This is a genomic window from Thermoactinomyces sp. CICC 10735 (assembly GCF_016055175.1).
GTDB lineage: Bacteria > Bacillota > Bacilli > Thermoactinomycetales > Thermoactinomycetaceae > Thermoactinomyces > Thermoactinomyces vulgaris.
The window spans coordinates 286,087-302,898 of the sequence record NZ_JAECVT010000003.1 but is presented as its reverse complement, the minus strand read 5'-3'; the positions used below and the strand labels follow the sequence as shown (position 1 = coordinate 302,898).

The 16,812-nt window shown below is 48.6% G+C and carries 17 protein-coding genes; all 17 read left to right on the top strand.

Features of this window, described 5'->3' with window-relative positions; all coding sequences use genetic code 11:
- Positions 1-72: 72 nt before the first annotated feature.
- The 17 genes from secA (at position 73) to I8U23_RS07680 (ending at position 16,729) form a co-directional block, all read left to right on the top strand.
- A complete protein-coding gene (secA, locus tag I8U23_RS07760) occupies positions 73-2,607 on the top strand; it encodes a preprotein translocase subunit SecA (protein WP_037997705.1) in 2,535 nt (844 codons plus the stop codon).
- Positions 2,608-2,684: 77 nt separating this feature from the next.
- Positions 2,685-3,798, top strand: a protein-coding gene (gene prfB / locus I8U23_RS07755) for a peptide chain release factor 2 (RefSeq protein ID WP_121874281.1) whose coding sequence is annotated in 2 segments (ribosomal slippage) — positions 2,685-2,756 and positions 2,758-3,798 — 1,113 coding nt in all. Because the reading frame shifts where the segments join, the coding sequence is not laid out codon by codon here.
- 31 nt (positions 3,799-3,829) lie between these two features.
- Positions 3,830-4,618, top strand: coding sequence for an enoyl-CoA hydratase/isomerase family protein (locus I8U23_RS07750; protein WP_062843239.1), 789 nt, complete (start codon positions 3,830-3,832; stop codon positions 4,616-4,618).
- 81 nt (positions 4,619-4,699) lie between these two features.
- Positions 4,700-5,530, top strand: a complete 831-nt coding sequence (locus tag I8U23_RS07745) for a hypothetical protein (RefSeq protein ID WP_049720681.1) — start codon at positions 4,700-4,702, stop codon at positions 5,528-5,530.
- A 10-nt stretch (positions 5,531-5,540) separates the two neighbouring features.
- A complete protein-coding gene (locus I8U23_RS07740) occupies positions 5,541-5,873 on the top strand; it encodes a c-type cytochrome (protein WP_037997709.1) in 333 nt (110 codons plus the stop codon).
- Between the two features lie 120 nt (positions 5,874-5,993).
- Positions 5,994-7,025, top strand: coding sequence for an N-acetyl-gamma-glutamyl-phosphate reductase (gene argC, locus I8U23_RS07735; protein WP_037997711.1), 1,032 nt, complete (start codon positions 5,994-5,996; stop codon positions 7,023-7,025).
- 15 nt (positions 7,026-7,040) lie between these two features.
- Positions 7,041-8,264 (top strand): bifunctional glutamate N-acetyltransferase/amino-acid acetyltransferase ArgJ, encoded by a 1,224-nt coding sequence (argJ, locus tag I8U23_RS07730; RefSeq protein ID WP_198050893.1) that lies wholly within the window; start codon positions 7,041-7,043, stop codon positions 8,262-8,264.
- A 25-nt stretch (positions 8,265-8,289) separates the two neighbouring features.
- Complete coding sequence (gene argB, locus I8U23_RS07725; RefSeq protein ID WP_049720679.1) at positions 8,290-9,093, top strand: acetylglutamate kinase; 804 nt, start codon at positions 8,290-8,292, stop codon at positions 9,091-9,093.
- Complete coding sequence (locus I8U23_RS07720; protein ID WP_049720678.1) at positions 9,071-10,240, top strand: acetylornithine transaminase; 1,170 nt, start codon at positions 9,071-9,073, stop codon at positions 10,238-10,240. Before argB ends, I8U23_RS07720 begins: the two co-directional genes overlap by 23 nt.
- A 12-nt stretch (positions 10,241-10,252) precedes the next feature.
- On the top strand, positions 10,253-11,218 hold the full coding sequence (argF, locus tag I8U23_RS07715) for an ornithine carbamoyltransferase (RefSeq protein WP_082240779.1): 966 nt from the start codon (positions 10,253-10,255) through the stop codon (positions 11,216-11,218).
- A 213-nt stretch (positions 11,219-11,431) separates the two neighbouring features.
- Positions 11,432-12,430 carry a type IV pilus biogenesis protein PilM gene (gene pilM / locus I8U23_RS07710; protein WP_198050892.1) on the top strand — a complete coding sequence of 333 codons (999 nt, stop codon included), beginning with the start codon at positions 11,432-11,434 and terminating at the stop codon, positions 12,428-12,430.
- On the top strand, positions 12,427-13,041 hold the full coding sequence (locus I8U23_RS07705) for a hypothetical protein (protein ID WP_037997757.1): 615 nt from the start codon (positions 12,427-12,429) through the stop codon (positions 13,039-13,041). The genes pilM and I8U23_RS07705 overlap by 4 nt, the downstream gene beginning before the upstream one ends.
- 2 nt (positions 13,042-13,043) lie before the next feature.
- Positions 13,044-13,643: a hypothetical protein gene (locus I8U23_RS07700; protein WP_037997758.1), complete on the top strand. Its 600-nt coding sequence runs from the start codon at positions 13,044-13,046 to the stop codon at positions 13,641-13,643.
- 271 nt (positions 13,644-13,914) lie between these two features.
- A complete protein-coding gene (locus I8U23_RS07695) occupies positions 13,915-14,604 on the top strand; it encodes a TerC family protein (protein WP_198050891.1) in 690 nt (229 codons plus the stop codon).
- Between the two features lie 125 nt (positions 14,605-14,729).
- Entirely contained in the window at positions 14,730-15,200 is a 471-nt protein-coding gene (locus I8U23_RS07690; protein WP_049720676.1) for a hypothetical protein, read from the top strand.
- Entirely contained in the window at positions 15,197-15,478 is a 282-nt protein-coding gene (locus I8U23_RS07685; RefSeq protein WP_198050890.1) for a hypothetical protein, read from the top strand. Before I8U23_RS07690 ends, I8U23_RS07685 begins: the two co-directional genes overlap by 4 nt.
- Before the next feature lie 3 nt (positions 15,479-15,481).
- Positions 15,482-16,729, top strand: coding sequence for a glutathionylspermidine synthase family protein (locus tag I8U23_RS07680; RefSeq protein ID WP_198050889.1), 1,248 nt, complete (start codon positions 15,482-15,484; stop codon positions 16,727-16,729).
- Positions 16,730-16,812: the final 83 nt, after the last annotated feature.

Below are 16,812 nucleotides of genomic sequence, written 5' to 3'. Positions count from 1 at the left end.
AAACTATACAATATGGATTTGTTTGGATTTCGGCGAATATCTAATCCAGCTCAAGGTAGGAGATGATGAAGGTTGTTAAAAACCCTTCGCAAACTGTTTGACAATCAGGAAAGGCAACTGAAAAAGTTTTTTCAGATTGCCGATCAGATTGATGCTTTGGAACCGGATATGCAAAAACTGACCGATGCCCAATTGAGAGAGAAAACGGATGAGTTTAAACGGCGTCTCAAGGAAGGAGAAACATTGGACGACCTCCTGCCGGAGGCGTTTGCCGTGGTTCGCGAAGCCGCGCGCCGTGTCTTAAACATGCGTCATTTCCGTGTGCAGTTGGTCGGTGGAATGGTGCTTCATCAGGGCGATATTGCCGAGATGAAGACCGGGGAAGGAAAAACGCTCGTCTCCACGCTTCCTGCTTATTTGAATGCTTTGACGGAAAAAGGCGTTCATATTGTCACCGTGAATGATTACCTGGCCAAACGGGACCGTGAATGGATGGGGCAGGTGTTTGAATTTTTGGGCCTCACCGTCGGGCTGAATCTGCCGCACATGTCACCGGAAGAGAAGAGAGCCGCCTATCAGGCGGATATTACTTTTGGGACAAACAATGAATTCGGATTTGATTATTTGCGGGACAATATGGTGATGTATCCGGAGCAGTTGACGCAACGGGAACTGAATTATGCCATCATCGACGAGGTCGACAGCATTTTGATCGACGAAGCGAGAACGCCTTTGATTATCAGCGGGCAAGCCAATAAGGCCACCGATTTGTATTACGCGGCGGACAAAGTGGTGCGCCGCCTGAAACCGGAAGAAGACTTTACGGTGGATATCAAAACGAAGCAAGTGACGTTAACCGAAGACGGCGTGAAGAAAGTGGAGAACTTCCTCGGGATTGACAACCTTTATGACATGAAGCACATCATGTTGAACCACCACATTCAGCAAGCATTGAAAGCCCATGTTCTCATGAAACGGGACGAAGATTACGTGGTGAATGAAGACGGCGTGGTCATCGTGGATGAATTTACCGGCCGCTTGATGTACGGAAGGCGTTACAGTGACGGCCTGCACCAGGCGATTGAGGCCAAAGAAGGTTTGCAAGTTCAACGGGAGAGCATGACCCTGGCCACCATCACTTTGCAAAACTATTTCCGGATGTATGAAAAATTGTCGGGAATGACCGGTACGGCCAAAACCGAAGAAGAAGAGTTCCGCAAAATCTATAACATGGATGTTTTGCAAATTCCGACCAACCGTCCGATGATCCGGGAAGATTATTCTGATGTGCTGTACAAAACGGAAGAGGCGAAAATGAAGGCCGTGGTGGAGGAAATTGAACAATGCCACCAAAAAGGCCAGCCGGTGTTGGTGGGAACGGTGTCCATCGAAAAATCAGAGCGATTGTCCCGGATGTTGAAGCGAAAAGGGATTCCCCATCAAGTGCTGAATGCGAAAAACCATGAACGGGAAGCAGAAATCATTGCACAGGCCGGGCAAAAAGGAGCCGTCACCATTGCCACCAACATGGCCGGGCGCGGAACCGACATTGTTTTGGGAGAAGGTGTTGCCGAGCTGGGTGGTTTGCATGTGATCGGCACGGAACGCCATGAGAGCCGGCGGATTGACAACCAGCTCAGGGGACGTTCCGGACGTCAGGGCGATCCCGGTTCTTCCCGGTTCTTCCTGTCCCTGAATGACGATTTGATGCGCCGTTTTGGAGCGGAAAATCTGGAAGGAATGTTGAATAAACTGCCCGATGACGAACCGATCCGGGGGAAATTGTTTACCAAAGCAGTGGCCAATGCCCAGCGGAAAGTGGAGGCGAACAACTTCGATGCGCGCCGGTGGGTTTTGCAATATGACGATGTGTTGAACCAGCAACGGGAAATCATTTATAAACAACGCCGTGAAGTTTTAACCAGCCAGGATTTAAAAGATGTCGTTCTCGGCATGGCCAAATCAACCATCGAAAAAGTGGTTAAGGCCCATACGGCCGATGAACTGGAGGAAGAATGGGATTTGGATGCCATTGTTGATTTCGTCGAATCCAATCTGCTCCCGGAAGAAAGGATCTCCATCGATGAGTTGGAAAAATTGGATCCGGAAGAAATGATCGAATATATTTATGACGAAGTCGTAAGATATTATGAAGAGCGCAAGGAGGAAATGGGCGAAGAACGGCTCAATGAATTTGCGAAAGTCGTGACCTTGCGGACGGTTGACCGGAAATGGATGGATCACATTGACGCAATGGAACAATTGCGGCAAGGCATTCATTTGCGGGCGTACGGACAGGACAATCCTCTCCGGGCTTACCAATTTGAAGGTTTTGCCATGTTCGAGGAAATGGTGAGTGAAATACAGGAGGAAGTTGTCCGTTACGTGATGAAATCTGTCATCGACGAAAAAGAAGAAATTGAACGGGAAGAAGTCGCTGTCAACACCAAGGCGGTTTCCGGCCAGGAACAGAGCGAGACGGTATCGAAGAAGCAACCGGTTCGCCGGAGCGAAAAAGTGGGGCGGAATGACCCCTGCCCTTGCGGCAGCGGAAAGAAATACAAAAACTGTTGCTTAAAAAATGAAAAATCTGTTTCGGTTCAATGAAAGAAGCTCAGGGAACCCTGGGCCTTCCCTTTTCCAATCCGTTTTTTTGGAATAAGATATGTCATGAGGTGATAGGTATGGAAATCCATGAAATGAAACAAGCGTTGGAAAATACAGCCGGGAAACTGGCGGACATCAGGAGGTCTCTTTGACTTCGATCAGAAGAAATCGCGTTTGAAAGAGCTGGAAAGTGAGATGTCTCTTCCTGACTTTTGGGATGATCAGGAATCAGCCCAAAAAGTGATCGGTGAAATGAAACAATTGAAAGAACAGATCGAGAAGATGGAAGAGCTGGATGAAACCTTTGAGGAACAGAAATTGATGCTTGAACTGTTGCAAGAAGAAGGGGAAGACCCTTCCATGGAGAAGGAATTGGAAAGCGGAATCCGTTCCTTGCAAAAAGAGATCGACAATTTCGAGCTGACGGTCATGCTCAGTGAACCGTATGACCGCAACTCGGCGATTTTACAACTGCACCCGGGGGCAGGCGGAACCGAATCGCAAGATTGGGCGGACATGCTGCTCCGTATGTATACCCGTTGGGCGGAAGACCATGGATACAAAGTGGAAACATTGGATTATCTCGCAGGGGATGAAGCCGGCATAAAAAGTGTGACGTTGCTGATCAAAGGAAATTATGCTTACGGGTATTTGAAGGCGGAAAAAGGCATTCACCGTTTGGTGCGAATTTCGCCTTTTGATTCCTCCGGCCGCCGCCACACTTCGTTTGTATCGGTTGAAGTGATGCCGGAGATTGACAATGATATTGAAATTGAAATCCGGCAGGAAGACCTGAAAATTGACACCTACCGTTCCAGCGGCGCCGGGGGCCAGCATGTGAATACGACGGATTCAGCCGTCCGGATCACCCATATCCCAACCGGCATTGTGGTCACTTGCCAGTCGGAACGCTCTCAAATCAAAAACCGCGACCGGGCGATGAAAATTTTAAAAGCCCGCTTGTACGAGCGGCAATTGGAAGAGCAACAAAAAGAATTGCAGTCGCTAAAAGGGGAACAGAGCGAGATCGGATGGGGAAATCAGATCCGTTCTTATGTATTCCATCCTTACAGTATGGTGAAAGACCATCGGACGCAAGTGGAAGTAGGCAACGTGCAAGCCGTGATGGACGGGGAAATCGATTCGTTTATCGAAGCGTATTTACGTCAGCAGTTAAATCAAAAATCCTAGAGAAAAAATCAAAAACCAGGGAGGGCGGAAAATGTCCGACTGGAAATATTTAAACGTGGAGTTTGAGGGGAATACGGCGGTTCTGACGATTTCGCGGGAAAAAGTTTTAAATGCGCTGAATCAGGATCTGTTAAACGAATTGGAAGAAGCGGTTGCATCCATTGAACAATCGGAAGACGTCCGGGCATTGGTGATTACGGGAGCAGGGGGAAAAGCTTTTGTTGCGGGGGCCGACATCAAAGAGCTGCGCGAAATCTCCCGGCCGGATCAGGCTGAAGCCAAAGCCAAAAGAGGACAGGCCTTGTTCAACCGGATTGAAGATTTGAACATCCCGGTGATCATGGCCGTCAATGGATTTGCCTTGGGCGGAGGTTTGGAATTGGCACTCAGCGGGGATATGATCCTTGCATCGGAAAATGCGAAATTCGGGCAACCCGAAGTCAACCTGGGTGTCATCCCCGGTTACGGAGGAACGCAGCGCTTGGCCCGTTTGATCGGCAAGCAAGCTGCCAAATACCTTTGCATGACCGGGGAGATGATTTCCGCTGAGGAAGCCCGGCGGTTGGGAATTGTTTATCAAGTGTTCCCTTCCGACCAATTGTTACCCAAAGCAAAAGAGTTGGCTCAATTATTGGCCAAAAAGGCTCCGCTGGCCGTCCGTTTTGTGAAAAAAGCGATCAATCAGGGAGCAGAAGCAGATCTCCGATCCGGCTTGCAAATGGAAGCCGCGTACTTTGGTTTGTCCTTCGCCACCGAAGACCGTGTGGAAGGCATGGATGCTTTTCTTGAAAAAAGAGAGCCCCGGTTTAAAGGAAAATAAACATTGGCGGGCCGGCAAACAAAGCCGGCCTTCTCATTACATAGTCATGTTGGGGGAGCAGAGAAAAGAGGAGGTCGTCTTATGGATATGATCATGGAAAATCCCGTCTTATGGGGAACCGTTTTTGTTGTTGCATTGATTGTCATTATATTGGTCATCAGCATTATCGTTTCGAAAAAAAGAAAAAAAGAAGTGGAAGAAATCGAAAGAATGTTTCCGGATGGAAACATGTCCAGCGAAGATGTGCAGATTTCCATGGAACGATTTAAGCGGGAAAGGCAAAAAAGAAAACAAAAGCCCCGCATCCATCGTGAACGGCCGACGGAAGCACATCCGGATGAAGACAAAGAAATCATTGTGCGGAGTCCCGAGGAGTTACAAAAAAGAAAAGCCAACACCAAACCCGGTATCCAATCCAACACCAGCCGACCTGACGAGAAGAAGCGCGTCAATGCGAAGGCAAAACCGGCTGCATCCGAAGAAAAGATTCATTCCAAAAACGATGGTGCCGCTTCCATGGCGTCAGAGAAGAAAGCAGAACAACCGAATGTCAACGGCAAACAAAGTTTGTTGAAATCTAAGCCGGAAGAGGTGTCCGGCCACAAATTGACATTAAACAAGAAGACACAAAAACCGGAAAAGAACCGTGGAGACGAAGAGAAGGCGACAGACGAAAAGCAACAGGAAGCATTGGATAAAAAAACAAACCGCCGTTTGTACAAAAGAAGTTTGTTAAAGCCGGAAAAAAGCGGGGAATCAACGAAAGATTCGGGGGAACACCCGAAAGCCAGCTTACTCGGCTCGCAAGCACCCGGCCATAATCAAGAGGAAGAGGAACAAGACCAAAAGAAAACGCCCTCCCGGGCCAAACATTATGCAGGGAAAAGTCTGTTTTCCAAAAAGAACAAGTAGGAGTGATACCATGAAAAGAACAGGTTGGTTTTTCGGAGCGCTTTGCGGACTGTTGCTCTTGGCCGGATGTAACTCCGGTGGAAATCCGAACACTTCGCAAAATCAAAACGGGACGACAACAGCTTCGGATCCCCAAACGGTTTATATGAACAACTGTTCTTCTTGTCATGGCGGAAACCGGCAAGGGGCCATGGGGCCGAGTTTGCAAAAGATCAGCGAGAAAATGAATAAAGATGAAATTCTTCAGGTTTTGGAGAATGGAAAAGGAAGCATGCCTGCTCAATCGCACATCCCCCAGGATCAGCGGGAAAAATTGGCTGACTGGTTGATTGGGCAGCCATAATCCGCACGTTCAAAAGCCAAGCGATCTGCTTGGCTTTTTTTGTTTCTCCTGAAATACGGTTGAATAAATATTATATTAAATGTATAATAATACATATCCAAAATGAAGGTGTGAGATTCTTTGAGAGTTTCAGTGATCGGTTCCACGGGCTATGGTGGCATGGAGTTGTTGCGAATTCTTCAGCGTCATCCGGAATTTCAAATTGCTTCTTATGTTTCCTCTTCCCAAGCCGGGCGGCCGTTAAACCGTTCTTTTCCGCATATGCCCCAATTGACGGAAACGTTTTGGGATCTGGATGTGAAACAAATTTGTGACTCGGCGGATCTTATTTTTTTTGCCACCCCGCCGGGCGTCAGTAAGGAGTACGCGTCTTTGTTTGTGGAAGAAGGAAAGATTGTGGTTGATTTGTCCGGGGATTTCAGGCTGAGGGATCCCGGCCGGTATGAAACGTGGTACCAAAAGCCGGCGGCGGACCGCAAATATCTGGACATGGCAGTTTACGGGTTGAGTGAATGGTTTTCCGAGGAGTTGAAAACGGCGCAACTCATCAGTAATCCGGGTTGTTATCCGACGGCCACGTTGCTTGCGCTTTTGCCGCTTTTAAAGGAAAAGTGCCTGGATCCGGCTTCGGTCATTATTGATGCCAAATCAGGTGTCACCGGTGCCGGACGGGCTGCCAGGCAGCAAAACTTGTTCAGCGAAATCAACGAAAATCTTCGTCCTTATAAAATCAGTCATCATCAACACATTCCCGAAATCGAGCAGGTGGCAAGCAGTCTTACCGGTTCGGATGTCCGGGTTCAATTTGTTCCCCATCTGGTTCCGATGAACCGGGGGATATTGGTCACGATCTATGCGCAGCCACTGAATAAATATACAAAGGCGGACCTTTTGCAACTTTATGAGGAAACTTATGCTTCGGAACCGTTTGTTCGTGTGTTAAAAGACAAATGGCCCGAAACCAAAGCAGTACAAGGAAGCAACTTTTGTGATATCGGGGTTCAAGTGGATGAACGGACAGGGAGATTCATCATCTTGGCGGCGATTGATAACTTAATGAAAGGAGCAGCGGGACAAGCCGTGCAAAATGCCAACATTCGCATGGGCTATCCGGTCACTGCCGGACTTGATATGGATCCGCTTTATCCTTAAACGGGGGGAGACGACATGATCACCGGAACGGATTGGTTTCAAATCGTTGAAAAACCTTCCATTGCATTGCCCGCAGGGTTTTCAGCCAAGGGAATCCATGCCGGATTGAAAAGAAAACGGAAGGATTTGGGGATGATTCAGTGCGAAGTGCCAGCTTCGGCGGCGGCGGTTTATACCGTGAATGCCTTTCAGGCGCCGCCGATCAAAGTGACGCAGGAAAGCATGGGCGTGGCAAGCAAGTTGCAAGCGATTGTGGTCAACAGTGCCATTGCCAATGCATGCACGGGGGAACGGGGATTGGAAGATGCAAGAAAAATGCGGGATCAAGCCGCTTCTTTATTAAATATTCCTTCGCATTTGGTCGCCGTGGCTTCCACGGGCGTGATTGGCGAGTATTTGCCCATGGACCGGGTCGCGGCCGGCTTAAAACGATTGGTGACGGAGACGGACAACCAACCTGCTGCATTTGCTGAAGCGATCCTGACGACGGATACATGCACCAAAGAAATTGCCGTCACCTTGGAAATTGACGGGAAGCCGGTAACCATTGCGGGAGTGGCCAAAGGTTCCGGCATGATTCATCCCAATATGGCGACCATGCTTTCTTTTATTACCACCGATGCCAAAATCGGGCCGGATCATTTGCAGAGATTGCTTTGGCAAACCACCGATGAAACCTTCAACATGATCACGGTGGATGGCGATACCAGCACCAATGACATGGTGTTGGTGATGGCAAGCGGATATGCCGGTCACCGGCCCCTTACCCGTCAGCATCCGGAATGGGCACGGTTTCAAGCCGCATTCCAATACGTTTGCGGGGCATTGTCCAAAATGATTGCCCGCGACGGCGAAGGAGCCACCCGCTTGATTCAGGTCCGGGTTGAAGGAGCCCCGTCGAAGGAAGCAGCACGGAAGGTGGCCAAATCCGTGGTGGGATCCAACCTGGTGAAAACCGCTGTTTTCGGGGAGGATGCCAATTGGGGCCGGGTCATCTGCGCAGCCGGTTATGCCGATCCTTCGTTAAATCCGGAAAACATGGATATCTGGCTGGGACCGGTTCAGGTGGTGAAAAAAGGGATGGCTTCAGACTTTCGTGAAGAGCTGGCGGAGCAAGTGTTAAAACAGGATGTCGTGGAGATCCGGTTGGATCTGGGCGACGGAATGGAGGAAGCCGTTGCCTGGGGATGTGATTTGACCTATGAATATGTCCGCATCAATGCAAGCTACCGGACATAAACAAAGGAGGAACAGAAAGTCTCCAATGATTGTGTTCAAATTGGGGGGAAGCGTGCTGAAACGGCTTCACCCGGATTTTTTCCGGAAGTTGAGGGAGTTGTCAAAAGAAAACATTCCGTATGTGATCGTGCACGGCGGCGGTCCTTTTGTTTCAAACTGGATGAACAAACTGGGCCAAAAACCGGTGTTTATCGAGGGGAGACGGGTCACGGATGAAGGAACGCTGGATATCGTGCAAATGGTGTTGGCCGGCCAAGTGAACAAACAGCTCGTTTCGCGTTTGCTCCAAGAAGGGATTCCGGCGCTTGGCATAAGCGGAATCGATCTGAATTTGATCACGGTGAAACCCAAAGACGAAAAACTGGGTTTTGTCGGGGAAGTGACCGGACTGAACCGGAAAGTGCTTCATCAGATGTTGGAGACTGGCTGGGTTCCTGTCCTTTCATCCCTCGGAATCGGGGAAAAAGGGCAAGCGTTTAATGTCAATGCCGATGAAGCGGCCGCTTTGGTTGCACAAGGGATGGGAGCGAGACAATTGGTCATGGTCAGCGATGTGGACGGAATTTTCATAAAGGAAGGAAATGAAAAAAAGCTGTTGCGCCATGCGACACCGGAAATGGTGGAGCAATTGATTTCAGATGGGCAGATCACTGGCGGTATGATCCCGAAAGTCCGGTCCGCGGTCCGTTGCTTGAACGGCGGGGTGGAGAAAGTGTGGATTATCAACGGAGAAAAAGGTCGCGACACGGATGAAAAAAGACCGGATTCCCCGGGAACATGCCTGATGAAGAAAGAGGTGAGCGAACGTGTCTCTGTTTCCAACATATAAGCGCCACCCCGTTCATTTTGTGGACGGCGAAAAGGCGGTGTTGACCGATGCACAGGGAAAACGGTATCTGGATTTTGGTTCCGGCATCGGGGTGACCAATTTGGGTCATAAACATCCCCGCGTGTTGGAAGCACTCATGGCGCAAGCCCGGGCGGTTTGGCATGTGTCCAACCTGTTTGAACAGCCGTTGCAGGAAAAAGTGGCGGAAAAGTTGTGCCAAATCACCGGGTTGGATGCCGTCTTCTTTTGTAACAGCGGGGCGGAAGCGAATGAAGCATTAATCAAATTGGCCCGGAAATGGGCGAAAGACGCAAAGATCATCCATGAGCCTGAAATCATCACATTCACCGGCTCTTTTCACGGCCGTACACTGGCCACTTTGACGGCCACGGGGCAAGAGAAAGTTAAAACGGGATTTGACCCTTTGCCTCCCGGATTCCGCACGGTCCCCTATGGAGACATGGAGGCGGTGAAAGGAGCAACCCGGACAACCACCGCGGGTGTTTTCTTGGAACTGGTGCAGGGGGAAGGCGGGGTCCGGCCGGCTGATCCGGCGTTTGTCCGGGAATTGGCGGATTGGTGTAAAGAAAAAGAGATTTTGCTGATGATCGATGAAGTGCAGACCGGAGTCGGAAGGACGGGTGAATGGTTTGCCTATCAGGCATATGGCATCAAGCCGGATGCAATCTCCGTTGCCAAAGGGTTGGGAAACGGGTATCCGGTCGGGGCTGTTGTGGCGGATTCCCGCTTGAAACCGGTGTTGGGCCCCGGCACACACGGGACGACATTTGGAGGTAATCCGTTGGCCATGGCCGTTTGTGATGCGGTTTTGACCGAAATCGAACAAACCGGATTGTTGGAACAGGTAAGGGAAAAAGCGGAGTATTTAAAGAAGAAGCTGGACGGTTTGATCCGATCCCTTCCTGCTGTCCGGGAAATCCGCCAAAAAGGATTGATGGTCGGCATTGAGCTGGATGAACCGGCTGCCCCGTTCATCCGTCAGCTGTTGGAAAACGGACTGGTTGTGCTTCCTGCCGGCGAAAAGGTTGTGCGCCTGTTGCCGCCTTTAATTGTAAGTGAAGAAGAAATAGACCAGGCGGCCTCCGTTTTGCACCAAACCTTGTCACAAACAAAAATCGGCATGTGAGGAGGGGCGATAGTGAAAGAGACTTTGGAAACGCCGTTATTAGCAGGGAAAAAAGGGAAGAGTTTTTTAACATTGATCGACTGGGAGCCGCATGAAATTGAAGCTTTGCTTCAATCAGCCCTCAAACTCAAATCACTGCGGAACAAGGGAGAACACTGTCAGCCGCTGAAAGGAAAAAGCCTGGCGATGCTGTTTGAAAAGCCGTCCACCCGGACCCGTGTCTCTTTTGAAGTCGGGATGAAGGAGTTAGGGGGATACACGGTCTTGCTCCGGAACGATGAGATGCAGTTGGGCAGGGGAGAAAGCATGGAGGACACGGCAGGTGTTCTTTCGCGGTTTGTGGATGCGATTTTGATCCGCACCCATGAACATGCAAGAATCGAGCGCCTGGCCGATGCCGCAACCATTCCGGTCATTAACGGGCTTTCCGATCAGGCCCATCCCTGCCAGGCGCTGGCCGATTTGTTGACCATATTGGAAAAGAAGGGATCGTTAAAAGGAGTGAAATTGACTTATGTCGGGGATGGTAACAATGTCCTTCACTCTCTGATCCAGGCTTCGGCGCTCACCGGCATCGATTTGCATGTTGCAACGCCGCCGGGTTATGAACCGGATCCCGCTGTTTGGGAATACTCGGAGCAAATCGCCGGACAAACGGGAGCCTCTCTCACTTTCCATTATGATCCGGCCGTTTCCGTGCAAGGGGCCGATGTGGTTTACACAGATGTCTGGGCGAGCATGGGACAAGAAGAAGAAAAAGAAGAACGAAACAAAACGTTTGCTTCTTATCAAGTGAATGCTTCGCTGATGGAAAAAGCGAAACCCGATGCCATCTTTATGCATTGCCTGCCTGCTTACCGCGGACTGGAAGTGACCGGAGAAGTTTTGGAGGGACCGCAATCCGTGGTTTTTGATCAGGCGGAAAATCGTCTTCATGCGCAAAAAGCACTTTTGGTAGCCATTTTGGCTGATGGTTGACCCGGATGAAAACCCCCGGTTTCTGAAATGAAAGAAACCGGGGTTTTTTTTTGCGTGGAGCGAATTTTGACAGGGATTTGATTTTATGTCAAAGTAAAAGGATTATGCGAATTAAAAATTAAAATAATAAATGTTATGATGTTGGTAAAAAGTGATAACCAGCCGTTGATCCGTGTGGTGTCGTCAGGATGATTTTGCAAAGGAGAACCGGTTATGGCTATACATGTTGGTGTTGAATTATCCTCTTCTTTTTTCAAATTGGTTGAAGTGAAGAAAAAGAGGAAGAACATGGAGCTTCTCCAATATGTGGTCCATCCGTTGCCCAGTGTGTGGGCGGAATCGGGCACGTTTTTGGATCGGGAGGAATTGATCCAAACCATCCAGGAGGCCTTGTTGGGGAGAAGACTCAATACAAAACGGGTGCATGTCAGCATCCATTGTCGTCATGTTTTGTTTAAACGGGTGATGTTGCCGGAAATGCGCAAAATAAAATACCGGAGATGGATTGAAAAATATTTGATTCCCGTGTTGGACCTGCCTTTTTCCGATCCGGTGTTTGATTTCCGTTTGCTGGATCATGTCTGGGAAGACGGGGACCAGCAAGAGGTTTTTCTGGCGTTGATTTCTCAGTCATACATTGACTCTTTTGTCCGGTGTTTTCAATATTGCGGATTGGATCCGGTTCATATTGATCTGGCTCCTTTCGGTTTGTACCGATGGATCCATTATCACCGGAGCTTTCAGACGCCCCATACCCTGATGATTCAAATCTCCAAACAGGATGTGGAGGTCAGCCATTTTATCGATCGAAAACTGGAACGGGTTTATCATCTTCATCTGCCGATGGCTTCGTTTGCAGAACATGAGGACCGTCCGCATCCCGATCCGCTCCATCCCTTGTTGAAAGAGAAACAAGAGGTGGAGAGATACGGGAAAAGGTTGATGGAACAAATTTTTGAAAAAGTTTCGAACAAGGAGAGAAAATGGTTGAAAAGCTCCAGAGCGGAATGGTTTTTGTCCGGGGAAGGATTGGATTTTTATTTGTTGGAAAACTGGCTTCAGCAACATTTGGAGGCGTCTGTCAAACTTGCCCCTCCGGCAGAGATCATCATGCCCGAACCGTTGCGTGACCGCGCATCGAAATGGCTCGGAAATGCTTTGTCGATCCCGATCGGTCTGACGGTGGATGAGAAGGAAGGAATGGGACCATGAATTTTTTGCCGCCACAGCCGATATACAAACGGTTTTTTTACAGTTTTTTGTCCGGGATTTTGCTTTTGCTTTCAGGGTTGGGGGTGGGCATTCTATATGCCAAGAAGGTTGCCGGTGAACGCGTGTCGGCTTTGGAAGCGGAAGTGGCCCAAAAGCGAAAACAGTTGAATCAGGCCATTCAGCTTAAAAAAAACGAAGAGAAAATTTATGAGAGTCAGCAACCAGCCATGGATTATGAAAAAACGATCCAAAAAGTGGAGGCAAGTCAACAGCGTTGGAAAGAAGCGGCCTATCAAGTGCATCAAATGATACCCCGCGGCACGGACTTGTTTCGCCTGCAAGGAATAGGAAATCAATTGGAAGGTTGGGCCTATTTTTCTTCGATTCCGGAAGCGACGAAATTTCTTCAGGAACTGGTTGAAAAAAAGCCGGATTTGTATCAGGAAGCATGGATCGAGTGTGTCGGAGACCGCTGCATGAATGAAGTTTATGAAAAAAACGCCAATCAGGTATTGGTGCATTTCCGGCTGGATTTAAAAAGAGAGAAAGGAGTGGAAGAATCATCCGAAAACCAGTCAAGATCCGGCGATGGAAGTCCGGAAAGTTCTTAATCATGACCCTGGCGGCTGGATTCTTGCTCATCCTGACCCTCTATTTTTATCTGGTGCATCCCTTGGTTTTAAAACAAAAATGGCTGGAAAGGGAGAGGGAATCCCTGGCCCAAAACATTGAAAGGCATCAAAAATACCTGGCGCCTGATTACCAACCCCCGTCTGTGTTAACCCATATGGAGTTGAGACGGCTGGAGGAAAGAATTCCGCTGAACCGGCGGGATCCGGGCTATGTTGTCGATATTGAGCGGGCCGTCAAATCGTCCGGTGCCGATTTTTTGAAGCTGGAAAGCTTAGCAGATCTTCACCAAATTGCACGTCAGGACACTGCGGAGCAAAGTGAGGCCCGACCGGTCAGTGAAGAAGAGCTCATGCAACAATTGGGGATGGTGGTGCGCCCGGAATTGGTTCCTTCTTGGGTTCAGTTGGAAGTAAAGGCCAATCAAAAAGAGTTTGCTTCATTGTTGGACCAATTGCAAAAGAGTGATCGTCTGGTCAGCGTGATTGGTTGGGATTACCAATGGGCGGACGAGCACACGGAGGATAAGGGTGTGATTTATCTGGCGGTTTATTCTTATCATGATCAAGAGGTGAAAAAATGAGCTACTGTAAAATATTTATGAACTGGCAGAAAAATTATTGACGGAGGAACAAATTTTTATATAATGTTTGTATGAACTGAATAATTGAATCATTTTTTGTTCTTTGATTAAGGGGAGTAGCTATTTACAACAAAGTCGTCATTACGGGTTTATCCCCGGCTTTGTTGCAACATTTTTATGTTGTTGGCAAGACCTTTGCGTGATTTGTCATGCAAAGGTCTTGCCATTTTTTGTAATCCCCTGAATCCAATAACAAATGGAGGGAAAGAATTTGGACTTCTTGTCAGTTGAGTTTCTCACCGCTTTACTTTCCATTGTGATCATTGATTTGGTTTTGGCAGGAGATAATGCCATTGTTATCGGGCTTTCCGCCCGCAATTTACCGAAAAACAAGCAAAAACAAGTGATTTTTTGGGGGACTGTCGGTGCCGTTGTGATGCGGATCCTTTGTACGCTGGCGGTGGTCTGGTTGTTAAAGGTTCCGGGGCTTTTGTTGATCGGCGGGCTGCTTTTGATCTGGATTGCCATGAAATTGCTGATTGAAGAGAAAGGCGATGAAGATGTCGAAGCGGCCAGCAGTGTGATGTCCGCGATCCGCACGATTGTGATCGCCGACACCCTGATGGGCTTGGATAACGTCCTCGCCGTGGCCGGCGCTGCTCACGCAAGCTTCATGCTGGTGATTATCGGATTGTTGATCAGCGTTCCCATCATTGTTTGGGGCAGTACCTTGTTCCTTAAGCTGTTGGAAAAGTATCCGTCGATTATTTACATCGGATCGGGAGTTTTGGCCTTTACATCGGCAAAAATGATTGCAGATGACAAGTTCATCCGTCCCTTTTTCCAAGGAGCGGAATGGTTGCAATATGTTTTCTATCTCGTCATGACCGCGTTTGTTCTGTTATGCGGACGCTGGTTGAAACTGAAAAAAGCGAAAAAAGAGGTTCCCAACGCCTCCTGATGACAAGGAAAAGAAGCAGATGTTATCAATCTGCTTCTTTCTTCATGACAAAGAAGGGAAAACCCTTTCATATTATAGAACTATATTTTTGTTGAGTTGATTATTATTTGGAATTGAGGGTAAATATGGAGAAGCTGGAATATCATTTGATGGAAGACGGAGAGGAGATTTCCGTCTTGTATGAGTATCCGTCTGTTTCCAAGGAAGAAGTGATGATGCGTTTTGCGTGTGACTATTTTGTCAGGGGGAAAGACGTGTTTGAATGTGTTCACATCCAGGCGGACCCGCCCGTGCACAAGATTTATGTAAAACGAAGCGAAGAAGAAAAAGTGCTTGACGACCGCCTCCGTTTCAGCCCGACCTGGCAAGGAATCCGCATGGAAGTGCGCCATTTTGATGCACGGTGGTCCGGTTATCCTGTGGTTCATTGTTATCAATTTCATCATGCACAAGATGCTTTGCTCCGTTTGCTCGGCAGCCTGCACTACATTGACGGGCAATGGTGGAAAACGACATCAACGGAAGTGGATGAAAACCGGTATGTTTATGTGATCTATGCTGTTCCCGTTTTAAAGGAAGGAGGAGGAAACGGATGAAAAAGAGCCGCCATATGGTGGGGTTGTTTACCCTGGCCATGCTGTCCGTCCCGCTGTCGGGATGCGATGACAAGAATGACTGGGAATTTTGCCGCGACCAGAATCATGATCTGTTATGCGATGATGACCAAAGCCGGGTGGATCCGGACAGTTACGTGGTGATCAACGGGAAGAAAATGTATTATATCAAAGAAAACTCGCTGGTTTCATCCGGTTACAAAAAAACGGGCAGCAGTTACAAATCAGGAATTGGCAAAATCCGTGGTTCAGGAGGATAAATTTTGAAAGATTTAAATTATGCCAAGCGCAGGGAACAGATTTACCATCTGCTGAGAGAAGAAAAGGTGTTTACCTGGGACGTCATGTACGGTCAGGAATATGCCCTCGCTTCGGTTTACCCTTTGGACCCGGCGCTTCATCATGAAATTCAACAAGCGACCGCGTGTTTGGGGAAAATCTATGAACGCACGGTCAAGGTTTTACAGCAGGCCGATGACCGGTTGTTGGAGGAGTTGGGAATTCCCGAAGCAGCCCGAAGAGCCGTCCGGCAACCTTTTCTGCTTGACTGGCCAACGGTGATCGGTCGTTTTGACTTTGCCTATACCCCGCAAGGATTGAAAATGCTGGAATTTAACAGTGACACCCCCACAGGCATTGTGGAAGCTTTTTATGTCAACGGGCGGGTTACGAAAGCGATGGGATATCAAGATCCGAATGAAGGCATGGAGCAAGATTTGACCGATGCCTTTCAAAACGTGGTGGAGGCATACCAGAAACGAGGCTTCCGAACCGATCACATCTGCTTCAGCGCGTTGGACTGGCATGAAGAAGATTCCGGGACGACCCAGTATTTAATGGAGAAATCAGGCCTTTGCGCCCGTTTTGTCCCGTTGTCGGCATTGGCCGTCCGGGGAGACCGGTTGTATGCCAAGCAGGATCATGCCGGCTATGGACCGGTGGACGTTTTATATCGTTTGCATGCCATTGAAATCATGGCCGAAGACACGGATGAGGATGGTTATCCGACCGGGGCGCATCTCCTTTCCCTCATGGCCGGTCAAAAGCTGGTTTCCATTAATCCCCCCTCTGCTCTTTTATCGCAAACCAAAGCTTTACAGGCACTGATTTGGAACTTATATGAAACAAATACTTTTTTTAATGAAGAAGAACGTGATGTGATCGCAACGTACATGTTGCCCACCTACTTGGAAAACAATTTTAAAGGCCATGCGGCTTATGTGAAAAAGCCATTCTTCGGCCGGGAGGGCGGCGCCGTTTCTTTGTATGACCAAAACGGGAATTTGATTGTCCGGGACAACCAGGATGCCTATTGGGATCAACCCATGATTTATCAACAATTGGTGTCCCTGCAAAAAGTGGAAGTGGAAACCCTCAAGGGAGCTTATCAGGGGGAATTGTTGTGGGGGTCTTTTTTGATTGGCGGAAAGCCTTCGGCCGTGATCGCGAGGGTGGATCGGAAAATCACCGGAAACCTTTCCTATTTTGTGCCGGTGGGAAGGAAAGATTGAGCCGCTCCATCCGGGGTGGATCATCGTTTCAGAGCAGAAACCGGAAAAAGGTTTCTGCTTTTTTTTAGCCGGTTCAAAAAATT

Coding starts and splice junctions, on each gene's coding strand:
- I8U23_RS07750 (WP_062843239.1), top strand. CDS start 3,830: ATGTCCGACTGGAAATATTTAAACGTGGAGTTTGAGGGGAATACGGCG.
- I8U23_RS07745 (WP_049720681.1), top strand. CDS start 4,700: ATGGATATGATCATGGAAAATCCCGTCTTATGGGGAACCGTTTTTGTT.
- I8U23_RS07740 (WP_037997709.1), top strand. CDS start 5,541: ATGAAAAGAACAGGTTGGTTTTTCGGAGCGCTTTGCGGACTGTTGCTC.
- argJ (WP_198050893.1), top strand. CDS start 7,041: ATGATCACCGGAACGGATTGGTTTCAAATCGTTGAAAAACCTTCCATT.
- argB (WP_049720679.1), top strand. CDS start 8,290: ATGATTGTGTTCAAATTGGGGGGAAGCGTGCTGAAACGGCTTCACCCG.
- pilM (WP_198050892.1), top strand. CDS start 11,432: ATGGCTATACATGTTGGTGTTGAATTATCCTCTTCTTTTTTCAAATTG.
- I8U23_RS07705 (WP_037997757.1), top strand. CDS start 12,427: ATGAATTTTTTGCCGCCACAGCCGATATACAAACGGTTTTTTTACAGT.
- I8U23_RS07700 (WP_037997758.1), top strand. CDS start 13,044: ATGACCCTGGCGGCTGGATTCTTGCTCATCCTGACCCTCTATTTTTAT.
- I8U23_RS07690 (WP_049720676.1), top strand. CDS start 14,730: ATGGAGAAGCTGGAATATCATTTGATGGAAGACGGAGAGGAGATTTCC.
- I8U23_RS07685 (WP_198050890.1), top strand. CDS start 15,197: ATGAAAAAGAGCCGCCATATGGTGGGGTTGTTTACCCTGGCCATGCTG.